Raw genomic sequence first — 20,596 nt, 5'->3', positions numbered from 1 at the left:
GGATGCTCCGCTTCGTCCTGTCGCGCGTCGTCCTGCTGCTGCTGGGCCTCGTCGTCGCCAGCGCCCTGATCTTCTTCACGCTCCGCCTGCTCTCGGGCGACGTGGCGCAGGTCATCGCCGGCACGCAGGGCACCCCGGCGCAGGTCGCCGCGATCCGGCGATCGCTGGGGCTCGACCGGCCGCTCGTGGTGCAGTACGGTGCCTGGCTCGGCGGGCTTGTTCACGGCGACCTCGGCAGGTCGCTCGTCACGGGCTCGTCGGTCTCGAGCCAGCTCGTCCAGAAGATGTCCGTCACGCTTCCCCTCGCCGGGCTGGCCCTCGTCTTCGGCCTCGCGTTCGGCGTGCCCCTGGGCGTGATCTCGGCTCTCAACCGTCGCAGGATCGGGGGCACCGCCCTCTCGGTGATCGCCCAGGCCCTCGCCGCCGTCCCTGCCGTCTGGGGCGGAATGATCCTCATCGCCGTGTTCGCGGTCCAGCTGAAGCTCCTGCCGACGCAGGGCTACCCGACCGCCGGCTGGGCTCAGCCGGGCCTCGCGCTCCGGAGCCTCATCCTGCCGGCGCTGACGATCGGGATCATCGAGGGTGCCGTGATCCTGCGCTTCACCCGCTCGGCCACGCTCGACGCCCTCGGCCAGGACTACGTCCGCACCGCGGCGGCGAAGGGCCTCACCCGCACTCAGGCCGTGATCCGCCACGGGCTGCCGAACGTCATGCTGAGCGTCGTGTCGGTGCTCGGCGTGCAGATCGCGGGTCTGCTCGTCGGCGCCGTGCTCGTCGAGCAGCTCTTCGCCCTGCCCGGCGTCGGCCGCATGCTCGTCTCCGACGTGGGCGTGCGCGATCTGACGAAGGTCCAGGGCGAGCTGTTCGCGCTCACCGGCCTCGTGCTGGTGCTGGGGTTCGCCGTCGACATCGTCCACCGGCTCGTGGACCCCCGGCAGCGGGCGGTCGACTCGTGAGGATGGTGAGGGAGCTTCTCCGGCGGCCGGCCGGTGTGGCGGCCGGCGTGTGGATCCTGCTGCTCGTGATCAGCGCGGTCGTGTCGACCTTCTGGACCCCGCACGACCCGTTCGCGACCGACCCGTACCACCAGTGGGAGACCCCGTCGCCCGCGCACCTGTTCGGCACGGACGGCATCGGGCGCGACATCTTCTCGTACGTCTTCGCCGCCACCCGCACGACCCTGATCGTGGCCGTGCTGGCGGGCGTGCTCGCGTCGCTCGTCGGCATCGGGCTGGCGGCTCTCGGGTCTCTCACCGCGCGGTGGGTGCGCGAGGCGATGGCGGTGCTCATCGACATCCTCATCGCGTTCCCGGTGATCCTCATCGCCATGCTGCTGTCGTCGATCCTCGGCGGGTCGCTCGGAGTCGTGATCACAGCGGTCGGCATCGGCTACGGCGTCAACATCGCCCGCGTGACCCGGGGCGAGATCCGGCGGGTGCGCGGCACCGACTACGTGCTGGCGGCCCGGGCGGGTGGCGTCTCGTCGGGCGGCGTGCTGGTGCGCCACATCCTGCCGAACGTGGCACCGGTGTTCGTCGTGCAGCTGTCGCTGGCCATGGCCACGTCGATCCTGGCCGAGGCCGGCCTGTCGTACCTCGGCTACGGGGCGTCCGCCTCGACGGCGTCGTGGGGTCGCCTGCTGAACGACCTCCAGGTCTACATCGCGATCCACCCCGGCAGCGTCGTCTGGCCCGGCGCCGCCATCACCCTCACCGTGCTCGCGTTCAACCTGCTCGGCGACGCGATCCGCGAGGCAAGCGACCCTCGGCTGCGGGTGTCGCGATCCAGGGCGCAGTCGCGTTCGCAGGATCGGAAGGACTCATGACCCTCAGCGTCTCCGGCCTCACCGTGTCGATCGGCGGCACCCGCCTCGTCGACGACCTCGCGTTCACTCTCGGCGACGGCGACCGGCTCGGCCTCATCGGCGAGTCCGGCTCGGGCAAGTCGCTCACGCTCCTCTCGCTCGTCGGACTCGCGCCCGACGAGGCCGAGGTCACGGGCAGCGTCCGGCTCGACGGCCGCGAGCTCGTCGGCCTCCCCGAGCGCGCCCTCGCCCGGCTGCGCGGCAGCGACGTCGCGATGGTGTTCCAGGATCCCCTCGCCGCCCTCAACCCGCTCCGCACCGTCGGGCGTCAGATCGGCGAGACCCTGCGGATCCACGAGCGGCTCTCCGCCGCGGCCGCCCGCACCCGTGCGGTCGAGGCCGCCCGCGAGGTGAACCTCCCCGACCCCGAGACGATCGTCGACCTCTACCCGCACCAGCTCTCGGGCGGTCAGCGGCAGCGGGTCGGCATCGCCATGGCGCTGATCGGACGCCCCGCGATCCTGCTCGCCGACGAGCCGACGACCGCGCTCGACGTCACGACGCAGGCCGAGGTGCTCGCGCTGCTGCACCGCCTCGTCGAGGAGCGCGGCATGTCGCTGCTCTTCGTCACCCACGACCTGGCTGTGCTCTCGCAGATCGTCACCGACGCGGTCGTCCTGGCGAACGGGCGTGCGGTCGAGACCGGTGCCCTCGACACGCTGCTGCACTCGCCGACGCATCCCGTCACGCAGGGCCTCGTGGCCGCCGCCCGAGACACCACCTGGAGCGCCTCGTGAGCGGCGCTCTCCTCGCGGGCAGCGGCATCGGGCGCGACTTCACGCTGCCGCGGCAGTCGCTCTTCACCCCGGGCGCGGTGAGGCACGCCGTCGTCGACGCGTCGCTCGAGGTGGGCGACGGCGAGACGGTGGGCCTCATCGGCGAGTCGGGCAGCGGCAAGTCGACGCTCGTGAGGATCCTGCTGGCCCTCGACACCCCGACGACGGGTCGGGTGCAGTTCGACGGCCGACCGGTCGCACCCGGTCGCGCCGGGGCGCTGCGCTGGTTCCGGCGCCAGACGGGCGTCGTGCTGCAGGATCCGTACGCCTCGCTCGACCCGCGCATGCGCGTCTTCGACACCGTCCGCGAGCCGCTGCGGGCCCTCGACGTCCCGGGTTCGCACCGTGCGCTCGTCGCCGAGATGCTCGACCGAGTCGGACTCCCGAGCGCGGCGGCGGACCGCTACCCGCACGAGTTCTCGGGTGGTCAGCGGCAGCGCATCGCCCTCGCCCGGGCCCTCGTGCACGGGCCGCGCCTGCTCGTCGGCGACGAGCCGCTGAGCGCGCTCGACGTCACGGTGCGGGCGCAGATCCTGCAGCTGCTCCGCGAACTGCGCGACGAGCGCGGGCTGGCGATGCTGATCGTGTCGCACGACCTCGGGCTGGTGAACCACCTCGCCGATCGGGTCGCGGTGATGCGCGCCGGCCGGATCGTCGAGCAGGGGGCGACGGAGGCCGTCCTCCGGGCGCCGAAGGACCCCTACACGCGCGCGCTCATCGCCGCCGTGCCGACCCTCCCCGCCTAGCGGGTCCGCTCCCTCCCGCCCCGCCGGCCCGACCTCCGCCCCACCCTCCGCCTCCGCCCCACCCTCCGCCTCCGCCCGACCTCCGCCGCCCGACCTCCGCCGAGTGGCAGAAAAGTGCTGATCGAGAGCTTGTTGATCAGCACTTTTCTGCCACTCGGCGGGGTGGGCGGGGGCGGGGTGGGCGGGGGCGGGGCGGGATAGGCGGGGGCAGGCGGCGGCAGGGCGCGCGTCAGCGGGTCACCACTGGGGCGGGTGCCGACGCTGCCAGCGCAGGCGCCGCTCGAGCTGCGCGCCGATCGCGAGCAGGACGTCCTCACGCCCGGGGCGGCCGATCAGCTGCACGCCGACCGGCAGTCCGTCGGCCTCGTGCACGGGCAGCGTGATCGCCGGGAGGCCCGAGACGTTCACGAACGACGTGAACGGCGCGTAGAGGCACTGCTGATCGAAGTTCCGCTCGGCGTCCTCAGTGTCGTACCAGCCGTTCGGCCGGCTCGGCAGCGCGAGCGTCGGCGTGAGGACCGCGTCGAACGCATCGAACTGCGCGATGACCGACCGCTCGAACGCCAGGAGCCCGGACAGCGCCTCCGCGAGGGTCCGCGCCGACATCGCGCGCCCCCGCTCGACGAGCCAGCGGGTGATCGGCTCCAGCAGCCCGAGGTCGGCGCCCTCGGCCGGGATCGATGCGGCGCCGGCCTGCCAGAGCACCCGGAACCACCGTCCGTAGTCCGACGGCCCGAGAGCGGTCTCGTCGAGTCCGTGCCCGACGGCCTCGAGTTCACGCGTCGCCACACCGAGGGCGTCCAGCACGCTCGGGTCGAGGCGGACGTCGTACTCGGAGTCCCACGGGCTCGTCGTCATCACACCGATCTGGAATCTGCCCTCACCACGGACGGCCGCGCCGAGGAACGACCCCTCGGGGTTCTCGGGCGCGCGCAGGCTGTACGGGTGGCGCGCCGGGCCGGAGTCGGGCGAGACGAGCGCGTCGAGCAGCATTCCGGCGTCGGCCACCGTCCGAGCGATCGGGCCGCCGACGCTGAGCCCGCCGAGGCTGGCGATGCCCGACTGCGCGGGCACGCGGCCACGGCTCGGCTTGAGCCCGACGAGGCCGCATGCCGCTGCGGGAATACGGATGCTGCCGCCGCCGTCCGACCCCGGAGCGAACGGCACGAGTCCGGCCGCGACCGCTGCCGCTGCTCCCCCGCTCGACCCTCCCGCGTTGCGATCGAGGTCGAACGGATTCCGCGCCGGAGGGCCGACGAGGCTCTCGGTGTAGCTGGTGAGACCGAACTCGGGCGTCGCCGTCTTGCCGAGACTCACCGCGCCCGCCTCGTCGACCGCCGCGACGATCGGCGACGACACCCGCGGGATCCTGCCCCTCGACAGCCTCGACCCCGACCCGGTCGGCACATCCGCTCGGTCGTACAGGTCTTTGTCGGCGAGAGGCAGCCCCCACAGCGGCTGCGGGCCGGGCCCGGCGGCGGTCAGCTCGTCGGCGCGTGCCCTCGCTCGGTCGGCGGTGACGGTCGCGAAGGCCCCGAGCCCCGGGTCGATCCGCTCGATGCGGCCGAGGTAGTGGTCGGCGAGCTCGCGCGGCGAGACCTCGCGGCGGCGCAGCCAGTCGTACTGCTCCTGCGCGGTGAGGTGGTGGAGTTCGAACATCGCCCCGAGCTTATCCAGGGCCCAGGGCCCATTCAGGGTGCAGGATCGCGATCGCCGCGCGGCCACTCGAACCCGAACCGCAGCGCCGCCCCACCAATCTGGACACGCCACCGTACCGAAGCGTATGGTGACGACATCACGCGTCCAACCAGCGCGCGGGGCCCGAGCCAACCACTCTGGCCCACATCAGCACGATCGACCAGTGAAGGTGATCGCCGTGGATCAGGCGGCAGCGACAGCGAGGCGACCCCTGGGGTCGACGCGCCTTCTGCGCGTCCTTCTCCTCGCCGCGCTCGCCGGTGCCATCTGGGTCGTGATCAGCATCTTCTTCTCGCCGCAGTCGGCTTCGGCCGCCACCGCCGAGGGCGCCGCGTCGACTGTCCCGTCGACGTCCCAGACGACATCTGTCGCGCAGAGCACACCGACGCTGGGGTCGACCCTGGCGGGCGTCGTGCACGACGTCGTGAAGGCGATCACGCCGGCCTCTGCGGCGCCGGCGCAGGCTTCGGCGGTCTCCGCGCCCGCGGTCGCCGCGGCACCGGCCACCCACGCGGTCTCCGCGCCCGCCGCGGCCGCGCACACGCCGGCCGCGCCCGCCACGGTGTCCGCGCCGGCCGCGCGACCGGCGGTCCCGGCTCGCCCAGCAGCCACTCCAGCCGCGGCGCCCGCCCCGCGCTCGACGGTCGCGACACGCCCGGCGGCGACGCCGACAGCAGGCCCCGCAGCCGCCGCACAGGCGGACCCCGGCCTCGTCGGCAGCCTCGCGCACGTCGTCTCGGCCATCACGACCCCGCTGACCCAGCAGGTCACCGTCCCCGTCGCGTCCACCGTCGGAGCGACGGTCGGCAGCCTCCTCAGCGACGTCGCACCCGCCCCGGCGCCGGTCGCGACCGCGACGCCCGCCCCGTCGTCGACCACGACGACCGCGGCATCTGCACCCTCCTCGACCCCCACGACCGCGGCGCCTGCGGCGCCTGCGTCCGCCTCGTCGCCCGTTCGGCCGGGGCTCGTCGGCAGCGTCGTCACCCCCCTTGCCTCGACCCTCGACTCTGTCGTCGACGCGGTCCCGCTGGTCAGATCTCTCACCGGGTCGGCGCCCGTCGCGACCCTCACCGCACCGCTCGTCAGCACCGTCGACGACACCGTCTCGGCCCTCGCCGGCGGCCTCGCCTCCACCGCGCCGACGGGCCCGGTCGTCCTCCCGCCGACCATCCTCCCGACGTCCCCGATCCTCTCCGAGCTGCCGCCGGCCGCCACGACGACGACCGCTGCCGGCACGCCCGGGGCGGCGACCCTCCTCGCCGCCCCGGGCATCTCCACGGCGAACGTGTCGGCTGCTCCTGCGACCGTGATCCCGGCCACGTCGACCGTCTCGGCCGGCGCAGGCCTCGGCTCGACTCAACAGCCGACCGCCCCGGCCACGGCGCCGACGTCGCCGGCGCCGCAGGGCCCGACCCCGGGGACTCCCGCGGGCACCATGAGCGGCGGAACGGCGGGCGCAGCCTCGGCTGGCAGCACGACGGCGGCCGTCACGACCGATGGGTTCGCGCGCCCCGCACTCAGCCTCACCCTCGCACTTCGCGCCGCCGACCTCACCGCGCCGGCGGCGCCGACCTTCGAGTCCGACACCACTCCTGACTGACCTCGGCTCGGCCGCCTCCAGCGCGGCCTGAAGCCCCGCCGCCTTGTCGCGGCATCGTCGGCACCGCCTCGCGCAGTGCCAGGCAAGGTCACTTCGCACCCGGCCACCGGCCGCGTGTCTTCGCACCCGGGATGCATCGCATCCGCGAATCAGGAGTTCTCACCATGAACAAGTACGTCTTCCGCGGGCTCATCGGAGCCTGCTTCGTCGGAGGCCTCTGGGCCCTCGGCGCCACGGCGGCCAACGCCGCCACGACCTCGGGGAACGACGGCATCGCGTCGGGCACCCAGGTCACGGGCGGCATCACCGCCCCCGTCACGGCCGCGGGCAACGCCATCAGCGTCCTCGGCCACGCCGTCAGCACGTCGGCGGCACCCGCCGCGACACCTGCTCCGGCCTCGGCCGCGGCAGCGCCGGCGGCGACCACGCCCGCCGCCGCTCCGACGACGACCGGCTCGAACGGTCTGCTCTCGGGCACGCAGGGCATCGTCTCCGTGCACCTGCCCGTCACCGTCTCGGGCAACGCCGTCTCGGTCGCAGGATCGTCCACGTCGACCGGCTCCACGGCCTCGGCCGCGCCGGCCTCCTCGACCCCCGCGCCCGCCTCGTCGGCTGTCACTCCGGCCGCCGCGCCCAGCACCTCGGGCTCCGACGGCACCGCCTCCGGCACCCAGGTCGCCCCGACCGTGTCCGCGCCGGTGATGGTGTCCGGCAACGGCATCTCGGTGATCGGGGACTCGTCCTCGAGCGGGTCGAACGCGGCTCCTACGCCGACCTCCGGCTTGGCTCCGGCCGCGGCCTCGGCCGCCGCTCCGACGACGTCGGGCAGCGACGGAACGGCCAGCGGCACGCAGGCCCTCATCGGGCTGACGGTGCCGGTGACGGTGTCGGGCAACGGCATCTCGGTGATCGGGGACTCGTCATCGAGCGGGTCGAACGCGGGGGCGGGCGGCTCTGCCGCGGCTCCTGCGACCGGCTCGCCGGCCACGACCAGCGGCGACTCGTCGACGCTCGGCGGCACCCAGGCGCTGATCGGGCTCGACGTGCCGATCACGATCGCCGGCAACGGCATCTCGGTGCTGGGCGACTCGTCGTCGACCGGGTCGTCGACGGCCTCGGGCACTCCTGCGGGGTCGGCTGCGCCGGCTCCGGGCGCAGGATCGGGCGACACCACCTCGGGCACCAGCGGCATCGCCTCGGGAACGCAGATCGTCCCCGACGTGACCGCACCGGTCACCGTCTCGGGCAACGGCATCTCGGTGCTGGGCGACGCGACCTCGACCGGCTCGACGACGGGCGGCGCCTCGGCGCCGACCACCGGCACCTCGACCGGCACCGGCACCGGCACTACCGCCGGTGACAGCACGACCGGCTCGGACGGCACCGCCTCCGGCACGCAGATCGCCCCGACGCTGACCGCTCCGGTCACGGCGACGGGCGACGCCGTGTCGGTGCTCGGCGACGCGACCTCGACCGGGTCGACGACCGCCTCGGATCCTGCGACCGGAACCACCGCGGGCAGCACAACCACCGGTGACGGAGGCCTGCTGAGCGGCACGCAGATCACCCCCGTGATCTCGCTGCCGGTGACCGTGGGCGGCGACGCCGTCTCGGTGATCGGCGACAGCTCGACCACGTCGACGGGCAGCGGCTCGACCGGTGGCTCGACCGGCGGCAACACGGGTGGCTCGACCGGCGGCAACACTGGCGGCTCGACCGGTGGCTCGACCGGCGGCAACACGGGTGGCTCGACCGGCGGCAACACTGGCGGCTCGACCGGCGGCTCGACCGGCGGCAACACGGGCGGCTCGACCGGCGGCAACACGGGCGGAAGCACCTCCGACCCCGGAACCTCCACCATCCCGGGCGGCTCGTCCACCTCGGGTTCCGGGATCGGCTCGGGAACGGGTGACGTCGTCACCGGCTCCCTCGACACCTCGCTGGCGGGGAACGCCACTATGGCCGGCCTGGGCGGGACCACCGCCCTCGCCGACTCCGGCACCCTCGCCTACACCGGCAGCGCGAACCCGCTCGCGGGTCTCGTCGCAGCGGCGCTTCTCGTGATGGGAGGCCTGGCCCTGGCCCTCAGGGCACGCCTGCACCGCTGAGTCGAGCGAGGCCGATCGGCCCGCCGGCATCCTCCCGCCGGTCGGGCCGTTTGGCCTGCACGGGATCAGGGGTCCGCCCGGTCGACACTGTTGCGCCCCCCTACAGCACCGGCCGCGGGCAGGTATGCCGCAGGGCGTCTTTCAGGTTCGCCTGAATTCAGGCGAACCTGAAATTGGGGTTCAGGTGAAGGGTGAGGCCAGCTTCAGGAATTCCTGAATTCAGGCGAACCTGAAGAACGTCCATGGGACAACCTCCCCGGCGACGACTGGCAGCCGCGCAGGGAAAAGCGATGAGCGAGGAGCCACTAGCGACGGCGACCACGCCCGGCACGGCACGAGTCATTCACGGCGAGACGCTACGGTGAGAGCCATGGGCTACCTCCTCCTCGCCGCGGCGATCGTCAGCGAAGTGGTCGCGACCACGTTCCTCCGCGTCACGAGCACCCCCGGCGCCGAGGGCAAGGCGCCCGTGTGGCCGTACGCCATCGTCGCCGTCGGCTACATCGCCTCGTTCGTGCTCCTGCAGCGCGCCCTCAACCAGGGCATCCCGCTGGGCATCTCGTACGCGATCTGGGCCGGGGTCGGCGTCGTCCTGGTCGCCGTGATCTCGTGGCTGGTGTTCCACGAGTCGCTCACCCTCGTGCAGATCGGCGGCATGGTGCTCGTCATCGCCGGCGTCGCGCTCCTCGAGGTCGGCGGGCGGCACAGCGCGGCCGCGACGCACTAGCGCCGCGATCGACTCGCCGCGACTCCTAGCGCCCGACCCGCGACTTCTTCTTCAGGTTCTTCTGCATCGTCACGGTGCCCAGCCACCGGTCGAACTTGAAGCCGACCCGCCCCATCCGGCCGATCTCCTTGAACCCGAGCGACGCGTGCAACCGGATCGACGCGTCGGCGCCCTGGTCGGCGATGATCGCGATGATCTGCCGGATCCCGGCCTCCTGGCAGGCGTCGAGCAGCGCCGCCAGCAGCGCTCGCCCGAGTCCCTTCCCGGTCGCCGCCGGCCCGAGGTAGATCGACGTCTCGACGATCGAGCGGTTCGTCTCCCGCCCCTGCCACGGCTCGACGTGGGCGTAGCCGAGCACGGTGCCGGCAGGCGACACTGCCACGAGGAACGGCAGTCGCAGCCGGGTGGCGCGAGCGAAGACGGCCCGCCATTCGCCTAGCGACTTCTGCCGCGAGTCGAATGTCACCGTCGAGTTCGCCACGTAGAGGTTGTAGACGTCGCGCACCGCAGGCATGTCGGTCGCCGTCGCGGGCCTGATCTCGAACGAGAACTCGGGCTCAGGAGCCGGCGCAGGCCTCAGGTGGCGAGGCAGCTGGCGCCTGGGCTGGTATTCCTCTTCAAGCACCCGCTCACCCTGCCACGTCGGGCGGAACCGAGTCCAGCCGCCAGTCGACGGGTTCGGCGCCCTGCTTCTCGAGCAGCGCGTTGACGCGACTGAACGGCCGGGACCCGAAGAAGCCGCGCGACGCGGACAACGGCGACGGATGGGGGGACTCGACGGTGGGGACGTCGCCGAGGAGAGGCTTCAGCTCCTGCGCCGGCCGCCCCCACAGCACGGCGACCAGGGGCCCACGTCGAGCCGCCAGGGCCCGGATCGCCTGCTCGGTGACGGCCTCCCAGCCCTTGCCGCGGTGCGAGCCGGCGTCGCCCGGGGCCACGGTGAGCACCCGGTTCAAAAGCATGACGCCGCGCGACGACCACGCCCGCAGGTCGCCGTGAGGGACGGGCTCGATGCCGAGGTCGGTCTGCAGCTCGCGGTAGATGTTGGCGAGGCTCCGCGGAACGGGGCGGACGTGCGGGTCGACGGCGAACGAGAGTCCGATCGGGTGCCCCGGCGTCGGGTAGGGGTCCTGCCCCACGATCAGCACCTTGACCTCGTCGAAGGGGTACGTGAACGCCCGGAGCACCGACGACCCGGCCGGAAGATAGTGCCGACCGGCCGCGACCTCGGCCCGCAGGAACGAGCCCATCTCGGCGATCCGACCGCTGACCGGCTCGAGAGCGGCCGCCCAGCCCGGGTCGACGAGGTCTGCGACGGGACGGGGTTCCACGGTCAGTCGACGCCGATCGTGCCGACGGAGACGCCCGTGATCTCGCCGTCGTCGTCGATCTGCGGCTCGACCCGCCACACGCTGCCGGAGCCGATCACGGCGAGGGCGCCCTCGCCGACCACGAGCACGGTGTTCTCGTCGATCGCGACGCCGCCCGTGACCATGCCCGCTTCGGTCGCCGCGATGAGGCGCGTCAGCGTGCCCCACTGGGCCGCGTGCACGTCGATCGCCAGGTCGACCAGGCCGAGGCCCTGCACGAGCGTCACCTCGTCGAGGTCCTCCGCCGCGTCGGCCGGGCACACCTCGACGCCGCCGATCATGTAGCCGCCGAGGATCGCGGTGTCGGCGGCGATCATCGCGCCGGCCGAGAACCCCAGGTAGGGCAGCCCGTCGGCGACGAGGAGCCGCACCTGATCGACGATCGGCATCACCGCGTCGAAGTACGCCGGCGTCATGCCGCCGGCGACGAGGAGCGCGTCGATGTCGGAGAGCACGACCGTGTCGAACGCCTCACCGCCGTCGACCTCGTGGACCAGGGGTTCGCACGGACCCACCGACGCCAGCATGGCCGGATAGCCCGTACGGAACTCCTCCGACGGCACGTCGTCCTCGACGACGATCAGGACCGCGATGCGGGGCACGTCGCGACCGACGCGCGCGGCGCGGGTCGCCGCCTCGGCGACGAACAGCTCGTAGACCTCGGTCGACTCGGCCGACCAGCCCCCACCGACGAGGTGGATGCTCACGTGGACACCGTCACCGGGGGCAGAGCGCTCCACGGGAAGGTGATCCAGTCGGCGGTGTGACGCCACACGTGGTCGGGCTCGAGGATCGTGCGCGGCTTCGCGTAGAGGCACACCGTGTGGACGTCGGCGCCGATCTCGCGCAGCAGGTTGCGGACGAGCTCGAGAGTGCGGCCCGAGTCGGAGACGTCGTCGACGAGCAGCACGCGCTTGCCCGCCAGCGACGGCGCGTCGAGGGCCGGGGGCAGCACGACCGGGGCGTCGAGCACGGAGTTCACGCCGGTGTAGAACTCGACGTTGATCGAGCCGCACATCTTCGTGTCGAGCGCGTAGGCGATGGCGCCGGCGAGCACGAGGCCGCCACGGGCGATGGCCACGATGACGTCCGGGCGGAAGCCGGAGCCGAGGACGTCCTGCGCCAGGTCGCGAGCCGCTTCGCCGAATTCCAGCCAGCCCAGGATCTCTCTGGTCGAGTCGCGGGCCGCGATCGGGGTCTCATCGGGTACCAGAACCATGCGCTCTACCGTAGCGGCACGCGCGACCCCGAGGGAACGCCGACGACGCGACCGACGTCAGACCGAACGGGCCCAGACGGGGCGGTACTGGATGCTGATCCGCGGCCCGACGGCCGACCTCGTCTTGGCGATCGCGTGCTCCTGCGTCCGCTGGCAGCTGCCGCCCATAACGAGCAGATCGCCGTGGCCGAGCGGGAACCGCCGCACGACTCCCGTCGCCCGCGACCGCACCGCCAGCGTGCGGGCGGCGCCGACCGACACGATCGCCACCATCGTGTCGCGGTCGATGGCCGGCCCGACGCGATCGCCGTGCCAGGCGATGCTGTCGTCGCCGGTGCGGTAGAAGCACAGACCCGCCGTCTCGAACACCTGACGGGGTGGCCGGCCGTAGTGGTCGTTGAGGCGGTCCATGGCCTCGGGCAGCGTCGGGTCGGGCAGCGGGGCGCCGGGCCCGAACCAGGAGACGAGGCGCGGCACGTCGACGACGCGGTCGTACATCTCGCGACGGTCGGCCTTCCACGGCACGTGCTCGACGAGACGCTCGAACAGCTCGTCGGAGCCCGCGACCCAGCCGGGTCGCAGATCGAGCCAGGCGCCGCTGTCGAGCTCGATGCGCTCGACGGCCGAGCCGAGGGCGCCGAGTCGCGGCGACGGGGTGTCGTCGAGCGAGTCGAAGAGCGAGGCCTGGAAGGAAAGGGACATGCCCACACCCTACGCGCGTTCGAACGTATGTTCTAGTCGAGCAGGTGCGGCTGCGCGAAGATGCCGTCGGGGTCCACCTTCTTGGCGATGGACTTCAGCCCCGCTAGATTGTCGCCGAAGTACGCCTGCCCGGGGTCGCTGAGCGACGGGTCCGCGTAGTTGACGTAGGCGGTGTCGCTCCAGTACTGCCCCATCGCCGTGCGGAAGCCGCGCACGTACGAGTCGTAGGCGGCTGGCGAGGCGCCGTCGGCGAACGTGGCCGTGTACTGCACGCTCATGAGCGCCGAGCGGTGGGCGAACGCCGTGTCGGCGGCCCCGACGCGCGACACCGCACCGCCGAGCGCGTCGAGCGAGATGCCGCCCTCGGTGAGGCCGACGACGCTCTGCGCGGCCTCGACCTTGGCCACGAGAGCGGCGATCCCGGCGGCCGGCAAGGTCGTGGTCGGCAGATGCGACGTGCCCGACTCGGCGACGCGGTCGAGGACGCCGCCGGGAGCGGTGGTGCACTTCGAGGCGGGCTGGTCCGCGCATCCTGCGTACCGGAACATGGCGTCCTGGTAGGTGTGCGAGGTCGCGACATTGCTCGTGGGCGCCGTCTTCACGGCCTTCAGCAGCGGCGCCAGCTGGGCTGCGAGCGCGGCCGAGTCGCCGGTCCAGGTGCCCGACACCGTGAGGGCGGGGCCCGAGGGGTGCGTCTGCCCGCCCAGCAGCTTGAGCGTCGACCAGAGCTGATCGGGCGCGCCTTCGGCGAGCGCCCAGTCCTGCCAGGCGGCGACGACCTGCGCGGCGGCCGACCAGGGCCAGGTGAGGGCGAACATCGTCACCTGCGGTGCGGCCTGCGTGTCGAAGGTCATCGATGTGACGACGCCGGTGACGCCCCCTCCGCCGCCGCGGCTGGCCCAGAACAGGTCGGCGTCGCTCGTGGCGGTGCAGTGGTGGACGGCGCCGTCGGCGGTGACGATCTCGACGCCGGTCAGCTGGTCGCAGGTGAGGCCGAACGAGCGTGCGAGCACGCCGACTCCGCCGCCGAGGGTCAGCCCGCCGATGGCCACGGTGGCGCAGGAGCCTGCGCCGATCGCCCTCCCCGCCTCGCCGAGCGCGGCGTACACCTTCGCCATGGAGGCGCCGGGCCCCACGGTGAGCGTGCCCTCGCCCGAGATCCGCACATCGTCGAGCCCCGCGGTCGAGATGACGAGCGACGGCTTCACGTCGGTGCCGGACGCCCCTCCGGCCGACCAGCCGGCGTAGTTGTGTCCGCCCGAGCGGACGGCGAGGGGCGTCCTGGTGTTGCGGGCGAAGGCGAGGCCGGCTGCGACGTCCGCCGCCGAGGCCGCCTCGAGGACCCCGAGTGGCTTCGCGTCGTCGAATCGCGGATTCTCGGTGAGTCGCGCGGTCGCGTACCCGCTGGAGGTGGGGCGCAGCAGCGTGCCGCGGACCGCCGAGGCGAGCGAGGTCCAGTCGTCGGGCCCGGTGGCGGTCGCCGTGGCCGAGGGCGACGTGGTGGGCGCAGGAGCAGGCGCAGTGCATCCCGCGAGCGCCAATGCGCCCGCGGCTGCTCCCCCGGCGAGGAAGGTCCGTCGGTCGATGGTCGTGCGTCGTGTTCTCTGTGGCATCACCTCGACCCTACGTGCCCGGTGCCGTGCGTCGACGAGCGGGTGCGGCGTGGACGAGGATGGGGTGACGAGGTCGGGCGGAGGTGGTCGAGGATGACGGCGTGGAGTCCCGCCCGCCCCGAGGGGCTCGACCGGACGACGGCGCGGTTCGGCGAGCAGGCCGGGTGGCCGGTCGAGCACGCTGCGGGGCGTTCCAACGCGGAGGGCTCGGTGTCGGAGGAGCCTGTCGGGTCGGCCCGGCGTCGTCCGGTGCGGCGGTTCTCGCCGGGGCGGGCGATCGCCGTGGCGTACGGCGCGCTCCTGGTCGTGGTGGCGCTCGTCGTCGTCGCCGGGGTGGCGACGCAGCCCGTCTACGGTTCCGAGGCTCCGTTCGGCGGCACGTCCCTCGACGACCTGCGGTCGGCGCCGACGGCGTCGGGCTGGAGTGCCGATCTCCCCCATCGGCTGGCGCCGTCCCTCTCGCGCGGCTGTCTGCGCGTCGACACCGGGCAGATCGATGCCGGGCACGAGCTGGTGACCGCGCTGCTGCCGAGCGTCGGGCCCGCCGGTCAGAACGCGTCGTGCGAGTCGAAGGCGGTGGAGCAGACCGGGCGGATCATGATGGTCGATCCCGACACGGGGCGCACGCTGTGGCGTCTCGATCTCGGTGCGTTCCTGCACACGACGGTCTTCTCGATCGTGAGGCATGCGGCGGCGTCGGTCCACGGCGTGGTGGTGGGCGTGAACGGAGCGGACGGCTCGTTTCTCGTGCTCGTCGACACGCGCACGGGCCGGGTCGTCGACCACTCCGCGGTGGCGAACTCCGACGCCGCAGTCAACTTCGGCGTCTCGGGCGACCTGGTGCTGAGCGCCGAGCCGAACCAGGGCGGCGAGCTGACGACGTACGAGCTGCGGCGAGCGCGATCGCTCGGGCGGGTGGTGTGGCGGCAGACGGTGTCGCAGTCGGTGTCTCCGCAGCTCCTGCGCGATCGTCTGCTCGTGCCGTTGACGACGGGCACGATCGCGGTCGACGGGGCGACCGGGCGGGTGTCGCGCTGGGGCAGCGATCTGCGTGAGCTGTCGAGCATCCGGGTCGTCGGCGACTCGGTGCTGGGGGTGACGATCGCGGAGGGCGTGGGGCTGGGGTCGTACGTGGTGCGCCTCGACCCCTCGGGGCGGTCGATCTGGCAGGTGCCGGCGCTGGCGGTGACGAGCCTCACGACGTCGCGGTCGTGCGTGATGATGACCTCGGTCACGTCGAAGCTGACCTGCCTGGACCCGTCCTCGGGCGCGGTGCGGTGGTCGACGGACTTCACCGGCTCGCCCCTGGGCACCCCGACCGGCGCCACGACGTCGGACGTCGAGACGGTCGGCCTGGTGCGCTCGACCGACAGCACTCTGACGGTGTCGGAGGTCGACGGGGCCACGGGGCGGACCCGGTTCACCACGACGCTGCCGCGCGGAGCGGTCGTGGTCGGGCAGTCGGTGGGAACGGGGTATGCGATCGACTCGTCTCTGGCCGACTCCGACTCCCTCATCGCGTTCGACGTCGCCAGCGGGCACCAGCTATGGACGTACCGGGCGAAGTCCATCGCCCTCTGGGGCGGCCACCTGGTCGAGACGGGCTCCGACGGCGTCTCGCACGAGCTGGTGTCGGTCTCTGCGCACGACGCACAGCGCGACGGAGCGCCCGTCGGGCATGGCATGCTCGCAGGATGAAGCGCAGCGCCTTCTCGCGGATGACCCTCAGCGCCCAGGCGCCGGCCTCGCTGGTCCTGTCGGTCGCGGCCTCCGACGGCCAGCGGATCTCCGAGACCCTGTCGGTGTCACAGGGCGGCGCGCCGCTCGACGTCCGCGAGATCGTCGACGACCGGGGCACGCGGCTGCACGTCGCCGAGATGCAGCCAGGCACCTGCGAGATCGACTACCGGGTCGAGGTCGAGGGGCGGCAGGAGCCGATCGCGACAGTCCCGCTCGACGAGATCCAGTACCTCCGCCCGAGTCGCTACTGCGAGTCCGACACACTGTTCCCGACCGCGCGCAGCGAGTTCGCGGGCCTCGCAGGACGCGAGCTCGTCTCCGCGGTGTCCTCGTGGGTGGGCGCGCACCTGTCGTACGTGCCCGGGTCGAGCGCGCCGACGGACGGCGCGGTGCAGACGTTCCTCGACCGTCGGGGCGTCTGCCGCGACTACGCGCACCTCGTCGTCGCGCTCCTGCGAGCACTCGACGTGCCGGCCAGGCTGGTCTCGGTGTACGCGCCCGGGCTGTACCCGATGGACTTCCACGCGGTTGCCGAGGCGCTCGTCGAGGGCACCTGGTTCGTCGTCGATGCGACGGCGCTGGCTCCGCGGCAGAGCCTGATCCGGATCGCGACGGGGCGGGACGCGTCCGACACGGCGTTCCTGTCGTCCTCCGGCGGCTGGGTGAAGCTGCTCGACCTCGAGGTCGGCGCCGTCGTCGACGAGCTTCCCCGCGACGACGTCCGCGACTTCGTGTCGATCGGCTGAGCGCTCGGCGCACCGGCCGATCGCTCGTCGCCGCCCGCTACTTTTTCGTGACGAGCTCGCCCCGCGCGAGCTTCGTCGACGCGGCCTGGGCCACGGGCTTGACGGTGACGAGGTCGATGTTGACGTGGCTGGGCAGCTCGACCGAGTGGACGATGGCCTCGGCGATGTCGTCGGCGGTGAGCGGCGCGACCACTCCGTCGTAGACGGCGTCGGCCTTGGCCTGGTCGCCCTCGAACCGCACGAGCGAGAAGTCGGTCTTGACCATGCCCGGCGCCACCTCGATGACGCGGAGCGGCTCGCCGTTCAGCTCGAGGCGCAGGACCGCGGTGAGGGCGTGCTCGGCGAATTTGGCGGCGTTGTAGCCCGCGCCCTTCTCGTACACGCTGTGCCCGGCGATCGAGGTGATGTTCACGATGTCGCCGGAGCCAGCGTCGTCGGCTCCGCGACGGAGGGCCGGCAGGAGCAGCGAGATCGTGCGCTTCGTGCCGATCACGTTGACCTCGTACATGTTCCGCCAGTCGTCGATCGAGCCCTCCTCGACCGTGGCGAGGCCGAAGGCTCCGCCGGCGTTGTTGATGAGGGCGTGGAGCGGACCGGTGGCCTCGACGTGGTCGCGGAGGGCCTCCATGTCGGCGTCGCTCGTGACGTCGGCGCGGAACCACTCGGCGCCGGTGCGTTCCGCGAGCTCCTGCAGGCGGTCCTCACGGCGGGCCACGGCGAGGACGTCCCAGCCGCGCGCGCGGAACAGCTCCACGGTCGCCTCCCCGATGCCCGAACTCGCTCCGGTGACCAGTACGCGTTTCGCCATGCTGACATGTTCCTCTCGACGTGGTTTCGTCAGCAACGCTAGTCGACCCGGCCCGCGTGAGATTACGTCGCATGTCCGATCCATTGCCCGCTCGTAGGGGACGCTCCTACGCTTCAGGCAACCCACAGTCAGGAGCCATGATGACCGACCAGCCCGCCTGGAAGTTCGAGACCCAGCAGATCCATGCCGGGGCCCAGCCCGACCCGACCACGCACGCCCGCGCCACCCCGATCTACAAGACGACCTCGTACGTCTTCCGCGACTCCGAGCAGGCGAAGAACCTCTTCGCGCTGGCCGAGTTCGGCAACATCTACTCGCGCATCATGAACCCCACCCACGACGTCGTGGAGCAGCGCATCGCCGCGCTCGAGGGCGGCACGGGCGCGCTCCTGGTGGCGTCCGGCCAGGCGGCCGAGACGTTCGCCGTGCTCAACATCGCGAAGGCCGGCGACCACATCGTGTCGTCGTCGTCGATCTACGGCGGCACCTACAACCTCTTCAAGTACACGCTCGCGAAGCTCGGCATCGAGACGACCTTCATCGAGAACCAGGACGACGCCGAGGAGTGGCGCCGCGCGGTCCGCCCCAACACGAAGCTGTTCTTCGCCGAGACGATCGGCAACCCGAAGATCAACGTCCTCGACATCGAGCTCGCGTCGGGCATCGCCCACGAGAACGGCGTCCCGCTGATCGTCGACAACACGATCGCCACCCCGTACCTGATCCGCCCGTTCGAGCACGGCGCCGACATCGTCGTGCACTCGGCGACGAAGTTCCTCGGCGGCCACGGCACCGTCATCGGCGGCCTCATCGTCGACGGCGGCAGGTTCGAGTGGTCGAAGAACGTCGAGAAGTTCCCCGAGCTCACCGAGCCCGACCCCTCGTACCACGGCGCCAGCTACACCGCGGCCGTCGGCGACCCGCTCGCCTACATCATCAAGGCGCGCGTCCAGCTGCTCCGCGACCTCGGCTCGTCGAACTCGGCCGACACGGCCTTCGCCCTCATCCAGGGCATCGAGACGCTCAGCCTCCGCATCGAGCGCCACGTGCAGAACGCTCAGGAGATCGCCGAGTGGCTCGACGCCCGCGACGACGTCTCGACGGTCTACTACGCCGGCCTGCCGACGAGCCCCTGGTACGCCGCCGCCAACAAGTACGCGCCCCGAGGCGTCGGCGCGGTCCTCTCGTTCGAACTGAAGGGCGGCGTCGACGCCGGCCGCGCCCTCGTCGACGGGCTGTCGCTGTTCAGCCACCTGGCGAACATCGGCGACGTGCGCTCGCTCGTCATCCACCCCGCCTCGACCACCCACTCGCAGCTGACGCCGGAGCAGCAGCTCACCACCGGCGTGACGCCCGGCCTCGTGCGCCTCAGCGTCGGGCTCGAGAACGTCGACGACCTCAAGGCCGACCTCGAGGCCGGGTTCGAAGCCGCGCGGCAGGTGACGGAGGGGCTCCTCAAGTCGAGCTGACCCGAGATCCTGCGACCGCTCCGACACCGTCGAGACGGGCCGCGACCCGCGTGCCGCACATCGCGTCACACTTCGCGGGCGCGGCCCGTCTCCTGTCACACTGAGACCGATGGACTGGCAGACAACCTCCGAAGACACGGTGCCCTCGAGCGTCGTGACCGACCGGGCACGCAGGTCGATGCTGGGCAAGCCGCCGGCCACCGGCGCCTGGCGCGAGGGCGACCCCGTGGGCGGCCGACGCTTCGTCACGATCGACGACCTCGCTCTCGAGAGCGGCGACGTCCTCACGAAGCCGCGCATCGCCTACGAGACCTTCGGCGAGCGGGCGGCCGACGACTCCAACGTGATCCTGCTGCTCCACGCCCTCACCGGCGACAGCCACGTGATCGGCGACGCCTCGGCCGGGCACGCCACCGCCGGCTGGTGGACCGGCATCGTCGGTCCGGGGCTCGCCGTCGACACCGACCGCTGGTTCGTCGTCGCCCCGAACATGCTCGGCGGCTGCCAGGGGTCGACCGGCCCCGCCTCCCTCGACGACTCCGGCCGCGAGTGGGGCGCGAGATTCCCGCACCTCACGATCCGCGACCAGGTCGAGGCGCAGGCCCGCTTCGCCGACGCCCTCGGCATCGACCGCTTCGCCGCCGTCGTCGGCGGGTCGATGGGCGGCATGCACGCGCTCGAATGGGCCGTCACGTTCCCCGACCGCGTCGAGCGCCTCGCAGCCCTGTCGACCACGTCGTTCACGAGCGCCGACCAGATCGCGCAGAACATCGTCCAGATCGAGGCGATCCACATGGACCCCTCATTCTCCGGCGGCGACTACTACGACGCCCCCGACGGCGACGGCCCCTACCGCGGCCTCGCCCTCGCGCGGCGCATGGCGCTGCTCAGCTACCGCTCGCCCGACGAGCTCAACGACCGCTTCGGCCGATCCTGGCAGAGCGAGCTGTCGCCGATGGTCGGCCAGGGCCGCTTCGCCGTCGCGAGCTACCTCGACTTCCACGGCAACAAGTTCACGCGCCGCTTCGACGCGAACAGCTACATCACCCTGGCCCGGGCCATGAACTCGCACGACCTCGGGCGCGACCGCGGCGGCGTCGAGACGGCGCTGCAGCGCGTGACGGCGAAGTCGCTGATCCTCGGCATCGACAGCGACCGGCTGTTCCCGCCCGACGACCAGCGGCGCATCGCGCAGAGCCTCCGGCCGTCGTCCCGGTTCGCGCCCGACACCGACGACCACAGGGCCAAGACCGAGGCCTCAGGAGCAGTGATGGTCGCCAGCGAGTTCGGTCACGACGGCTTCCTCATCGAGAACGAATACGTCGGGAAGTACCTTCGAGCACTGCTTGAAGCTTGAGTTCCACACCGTTCGGTCTCGTTTCGGGCACGAAATCGCGCGCCGCGGCG

At 72.4% G+C, this 20,596-nt stretch carries 19 protein-coding genes; 11 read left to right on the top strand and 8 right to left on the bottom strand.

All coding sequences use genetic code 11. The features are described from left to right. Positions 1-2: 2 nt before the first annotated feature. The 4 genes from C8E83_RS04275 to C8E83_RS04260 are packed head-to-tail and all read left to right on the top strand — an operon-like array spanning position 3 to position 3,386. Entirely contained in the window at positions 3-956 is a 954-nt protein-coding gene (locus tag C8E83_RS04275) for an ABC transporter permease (RefSeq protein WP_121368592.1), read from the top strand. Between the two features lie 2 nt (positions 957-958). Beyond that, positions 959-1,825, top strand: coding sequence for an ABC transporter permease (locus C8E83_RS04270; protein ID WP_121368591.1), 867 nt, complete (start codon positions 959-961; stop codon positions 1,823-1,825). After that, on the top strand, positions 1,822-2,601 hold the full coding sequence (locus tag C8E83_RS04265) for an ABC transporter ATP-binding protein (protein WP_121368590.1): 780 nt from the start codon (positions 1,822-1,824) through the stop codon (positions 2,599-2,601). Before C8E83_RS04270 ends, C8E83_RS04265 begins: the two co-directional genes overlap by 4 nt. Further along, complete coding sequence (locus C8E83_RS04260; RefSeq protein WP_121368589.1) at positions 2,598-3,386, top strand: ATP-binding cassette domain-containing protein; 789 nt, start codon at positions 2,598-2,600, stop codon at positions 3,384-3,386. Before C8E83_RS04265 ends, C8E83_RS04260 begins: the two co-directional genes overlap by 4 nt. Positions 3,387-3,623: 237 nt before the next feature. On the opposite strand, the gene C8E83_RS04250 is transcribed toward C8E83_RS04260, so the two are convergent. After that, a complete protein-coding gene (locus C8E83_RS04250) occupies positions 3,624-5,045 on the bottom strand; it encodes an amidase (RefSeq protein ID WP_121368588.1) in 1,422 nt (473 codons plus the stop codon). A gap of 202 nt (positions 5,046-5,247) precedes the next feature. Between C8E83_RS04250 and C8E83_RS19385 the strand changes: the two genes are divergently transcribed. The 3 genes from C8E83_RS19385 to C8E83_RS04235 all read left to right on the top strand — a co-directional run bounded on the left by C8E83_RS19385 (position 5,248) and on the right by C8E83_RS04235 (position 9,522). Further along, positions 5,248-6,687, top strand: coding sequence for a hypothetical protein (locus C8E83_RS19385; protein ID WP_170159841.1), 1,440 nt, complete (start codon positions 5,248-5,250; stop codon positions 6,685-6,687). A gap of 164 nt (positions 6,688-6,851) precedes the next feature. Continuing rightward, the gene (locus C8E83_RS04240; RefSeq protein ID WP_170159840.1) at positions 6,852-8,795 is read left to right on the top strand and encodes a chaplin family protein; all 1,944 of its coding nucleotides are present in this window, start codon (positions 6,852-6,854) and stop codon (positions 8,793-8,795) included. Between the two features lie 370 nt (positions 8,796-9,165). After that, positions 9,166-9,522 carry a DMT family transporter gene (locus C8E83_RS04235; RefSeq protein ID WP_121368586.1) on the top strand — a complete coding sequence of 119 codons (357 nt, stop codon included), beginning with the start codon at positions 9,166-9,168 and terminating at the stop codon, positions 9,520-9,522. Between the two features lie 25 nt (positions 9,523-9,547). On the opposite strand, the gene C8E83_RS04230 is transcribed toward C8E83_RS04235, so the two are convergent. From C8E83_RS04230 to C8E83_RS04205, 6 genes are read right to left on the bottom strand one after another with little or no spacing between them, the layout of a single operon-like run. Further along, positions 9,548-10,147, bottom strand: a complete 600-nt coding sequence (locus tag C8E83_RS04230) for a GNAT family N-acetyltransferase (protein WP_121368585.1) — start codon at positions 10,145-10,147, stop codon at positions 9,548-9,550. 4 nt (positions 10,148-10,151) lie between these two features. Then, complete coding sequence (locus C8E83_RS04225) at positions 10,152-10,853, bottom strand: uracil-DNA glycosylase (protein WP_121368584.1); 702 nt, start codon at positions 10,851-10,853, stop codon at positions 10,152-10,154. 2 nt (positions 10,854-10,855) lie between these two features. Continuing rightward, positions 10,856-11,599, bottom strand: a complete 744-nt coding sequence (locus C8E83_RS04220) for a Type 1 glutamine amidotransferase-like domain-containing protein (RefSeq protein WP_245981401.1) — start codon at positions 11,597-11,599, stop codon at positions 10,856-10,858. After that, positions 11,596-12,111, bottom strand: a complete 516-nt coding sequence (locus tag C8E83_RS04215) for a phosphoribosyltransferase (protein ID WP_121368583.1) — start codon at positions 12,109-12,111, stop codon at positions 11,596-11,598. Before C8E83_RS04215 ends, C8E83_RS04220 begins: the two co-directional genes overlap by 4 nt. A 57-nt stretch (positions 12,112-12,168) precedes the next feature. Further along, complete coding sequence (locus C8E83_RS04210; protein ID WP_121371726.1) at positions 12,169-12,813, bottom strand: alpha-ketoglutarate-dependent dioxygenase AlkB; 645 nt, start codon at positions 12,811-12,813, stop codon at positions 12,169-12,171. Positions 12,814-12,845: 32 nt separating this feature from the next. Then, entirely contained in the window at positions 12,846-14,426 is a 1,581-nt protein-coding gene (locus C8E83_RS04205) for an FAD-dependent oxidoreductase (RefSeq protein ID WP_170159839.1), read from the bottom strand. A 93-nt stretch (positions 14,427-14,519) separates the two neighbouring features. Between C8E83_RS04205 and C8E83_RS19380 the strand changes: the two genes are divergently transcribed. Together C8E83_RS19380 and C8E83_RS04195 are read left to right on the top strand one after the other, a co-directional pair. Beyond that, entirely contained in the window at positions 14,520-16,124 is a 1,605-nt protein-coding gene (locus tag C8E83_RS19380; RefSeq protein ID WP_170159838.1) for an outer membrane protein assembly factor BamB family protein, read from the top strand. Then, positions 16,121-16,912 (top strand): transglutaminase-like domain-containing protein, encoded by a 792-nt coding sequence (locus tag C8E83_RS04195; RefSeq protein WP_121368581.1) that lies wholly within the window; start codon positions 16,121-16,123, stop codon positions 16,910-16,912. Before C8E83_RS19380 ends, C8E83_RS04195 begins: the two co-directional genes overlap by 4 nt. Positions 16,913-16,949: 37 nt before the next feature. Here the strand turns inward: C8E83_RS04195 and C8E83_RS04190 are convergent, their stop codons facing one another. Next, on the bottom strand, positions 16,950-17,720 hold the full coding sequence (locus C8E83_RS04190; RefSeq protein ID WP_121368580.1) for an SDR family oxidoreductase: 771 nt from the start codon (positions 17,718-17,720) through the stop codon (positions 16,950-16,952). A 140-nt stretch (positions 17,721-17,860) separates the two neighbouring features. Here C8E83_RS04190 and C8E83_RS04185 point away from each other — a divergent pair, with 140 nt between their 5' ends. Further along, positions 17,861-19,189, top strand: coding sequence for a bifunctional o-acetylhomoserine/o-acetylserine sulfhydrylase (locus tag C8E83_RS04185; protein WP_121371725.1), 1,329 nt, complete (start codon positions 17,861-17,863; stop codon positions 19,187-19,189). A 109-nt stretch (positions 19,190-19,298) separates the two neighbouring features. Continuing rightward, complete coding sequence (gene metX, locus C8E83_RS04180) at positions 19,299-20,546, top strand: homoserine O-acetyltransferase MetX (protein ID WP_121368579.1); 1,248 nt, start codon at positions 19,299-19,301, stop codon at positions 20,544-20,546. Positions 20,547-20,596: the final 50 nt, after the last annotated feature.

The sequence above is a fragment of the Frondihabitans australicus genome, from assembly GCF_003634555.1.
GTDB lineage: Bacteria > Actinomycetota > Actinomycetes > Actinomycetales > Microbacteriaceae > Frondihabitans > Frondihabitans australicus.
This window is presented reverse-complemented; position numbering and strand designations above follow the sequence as displayed.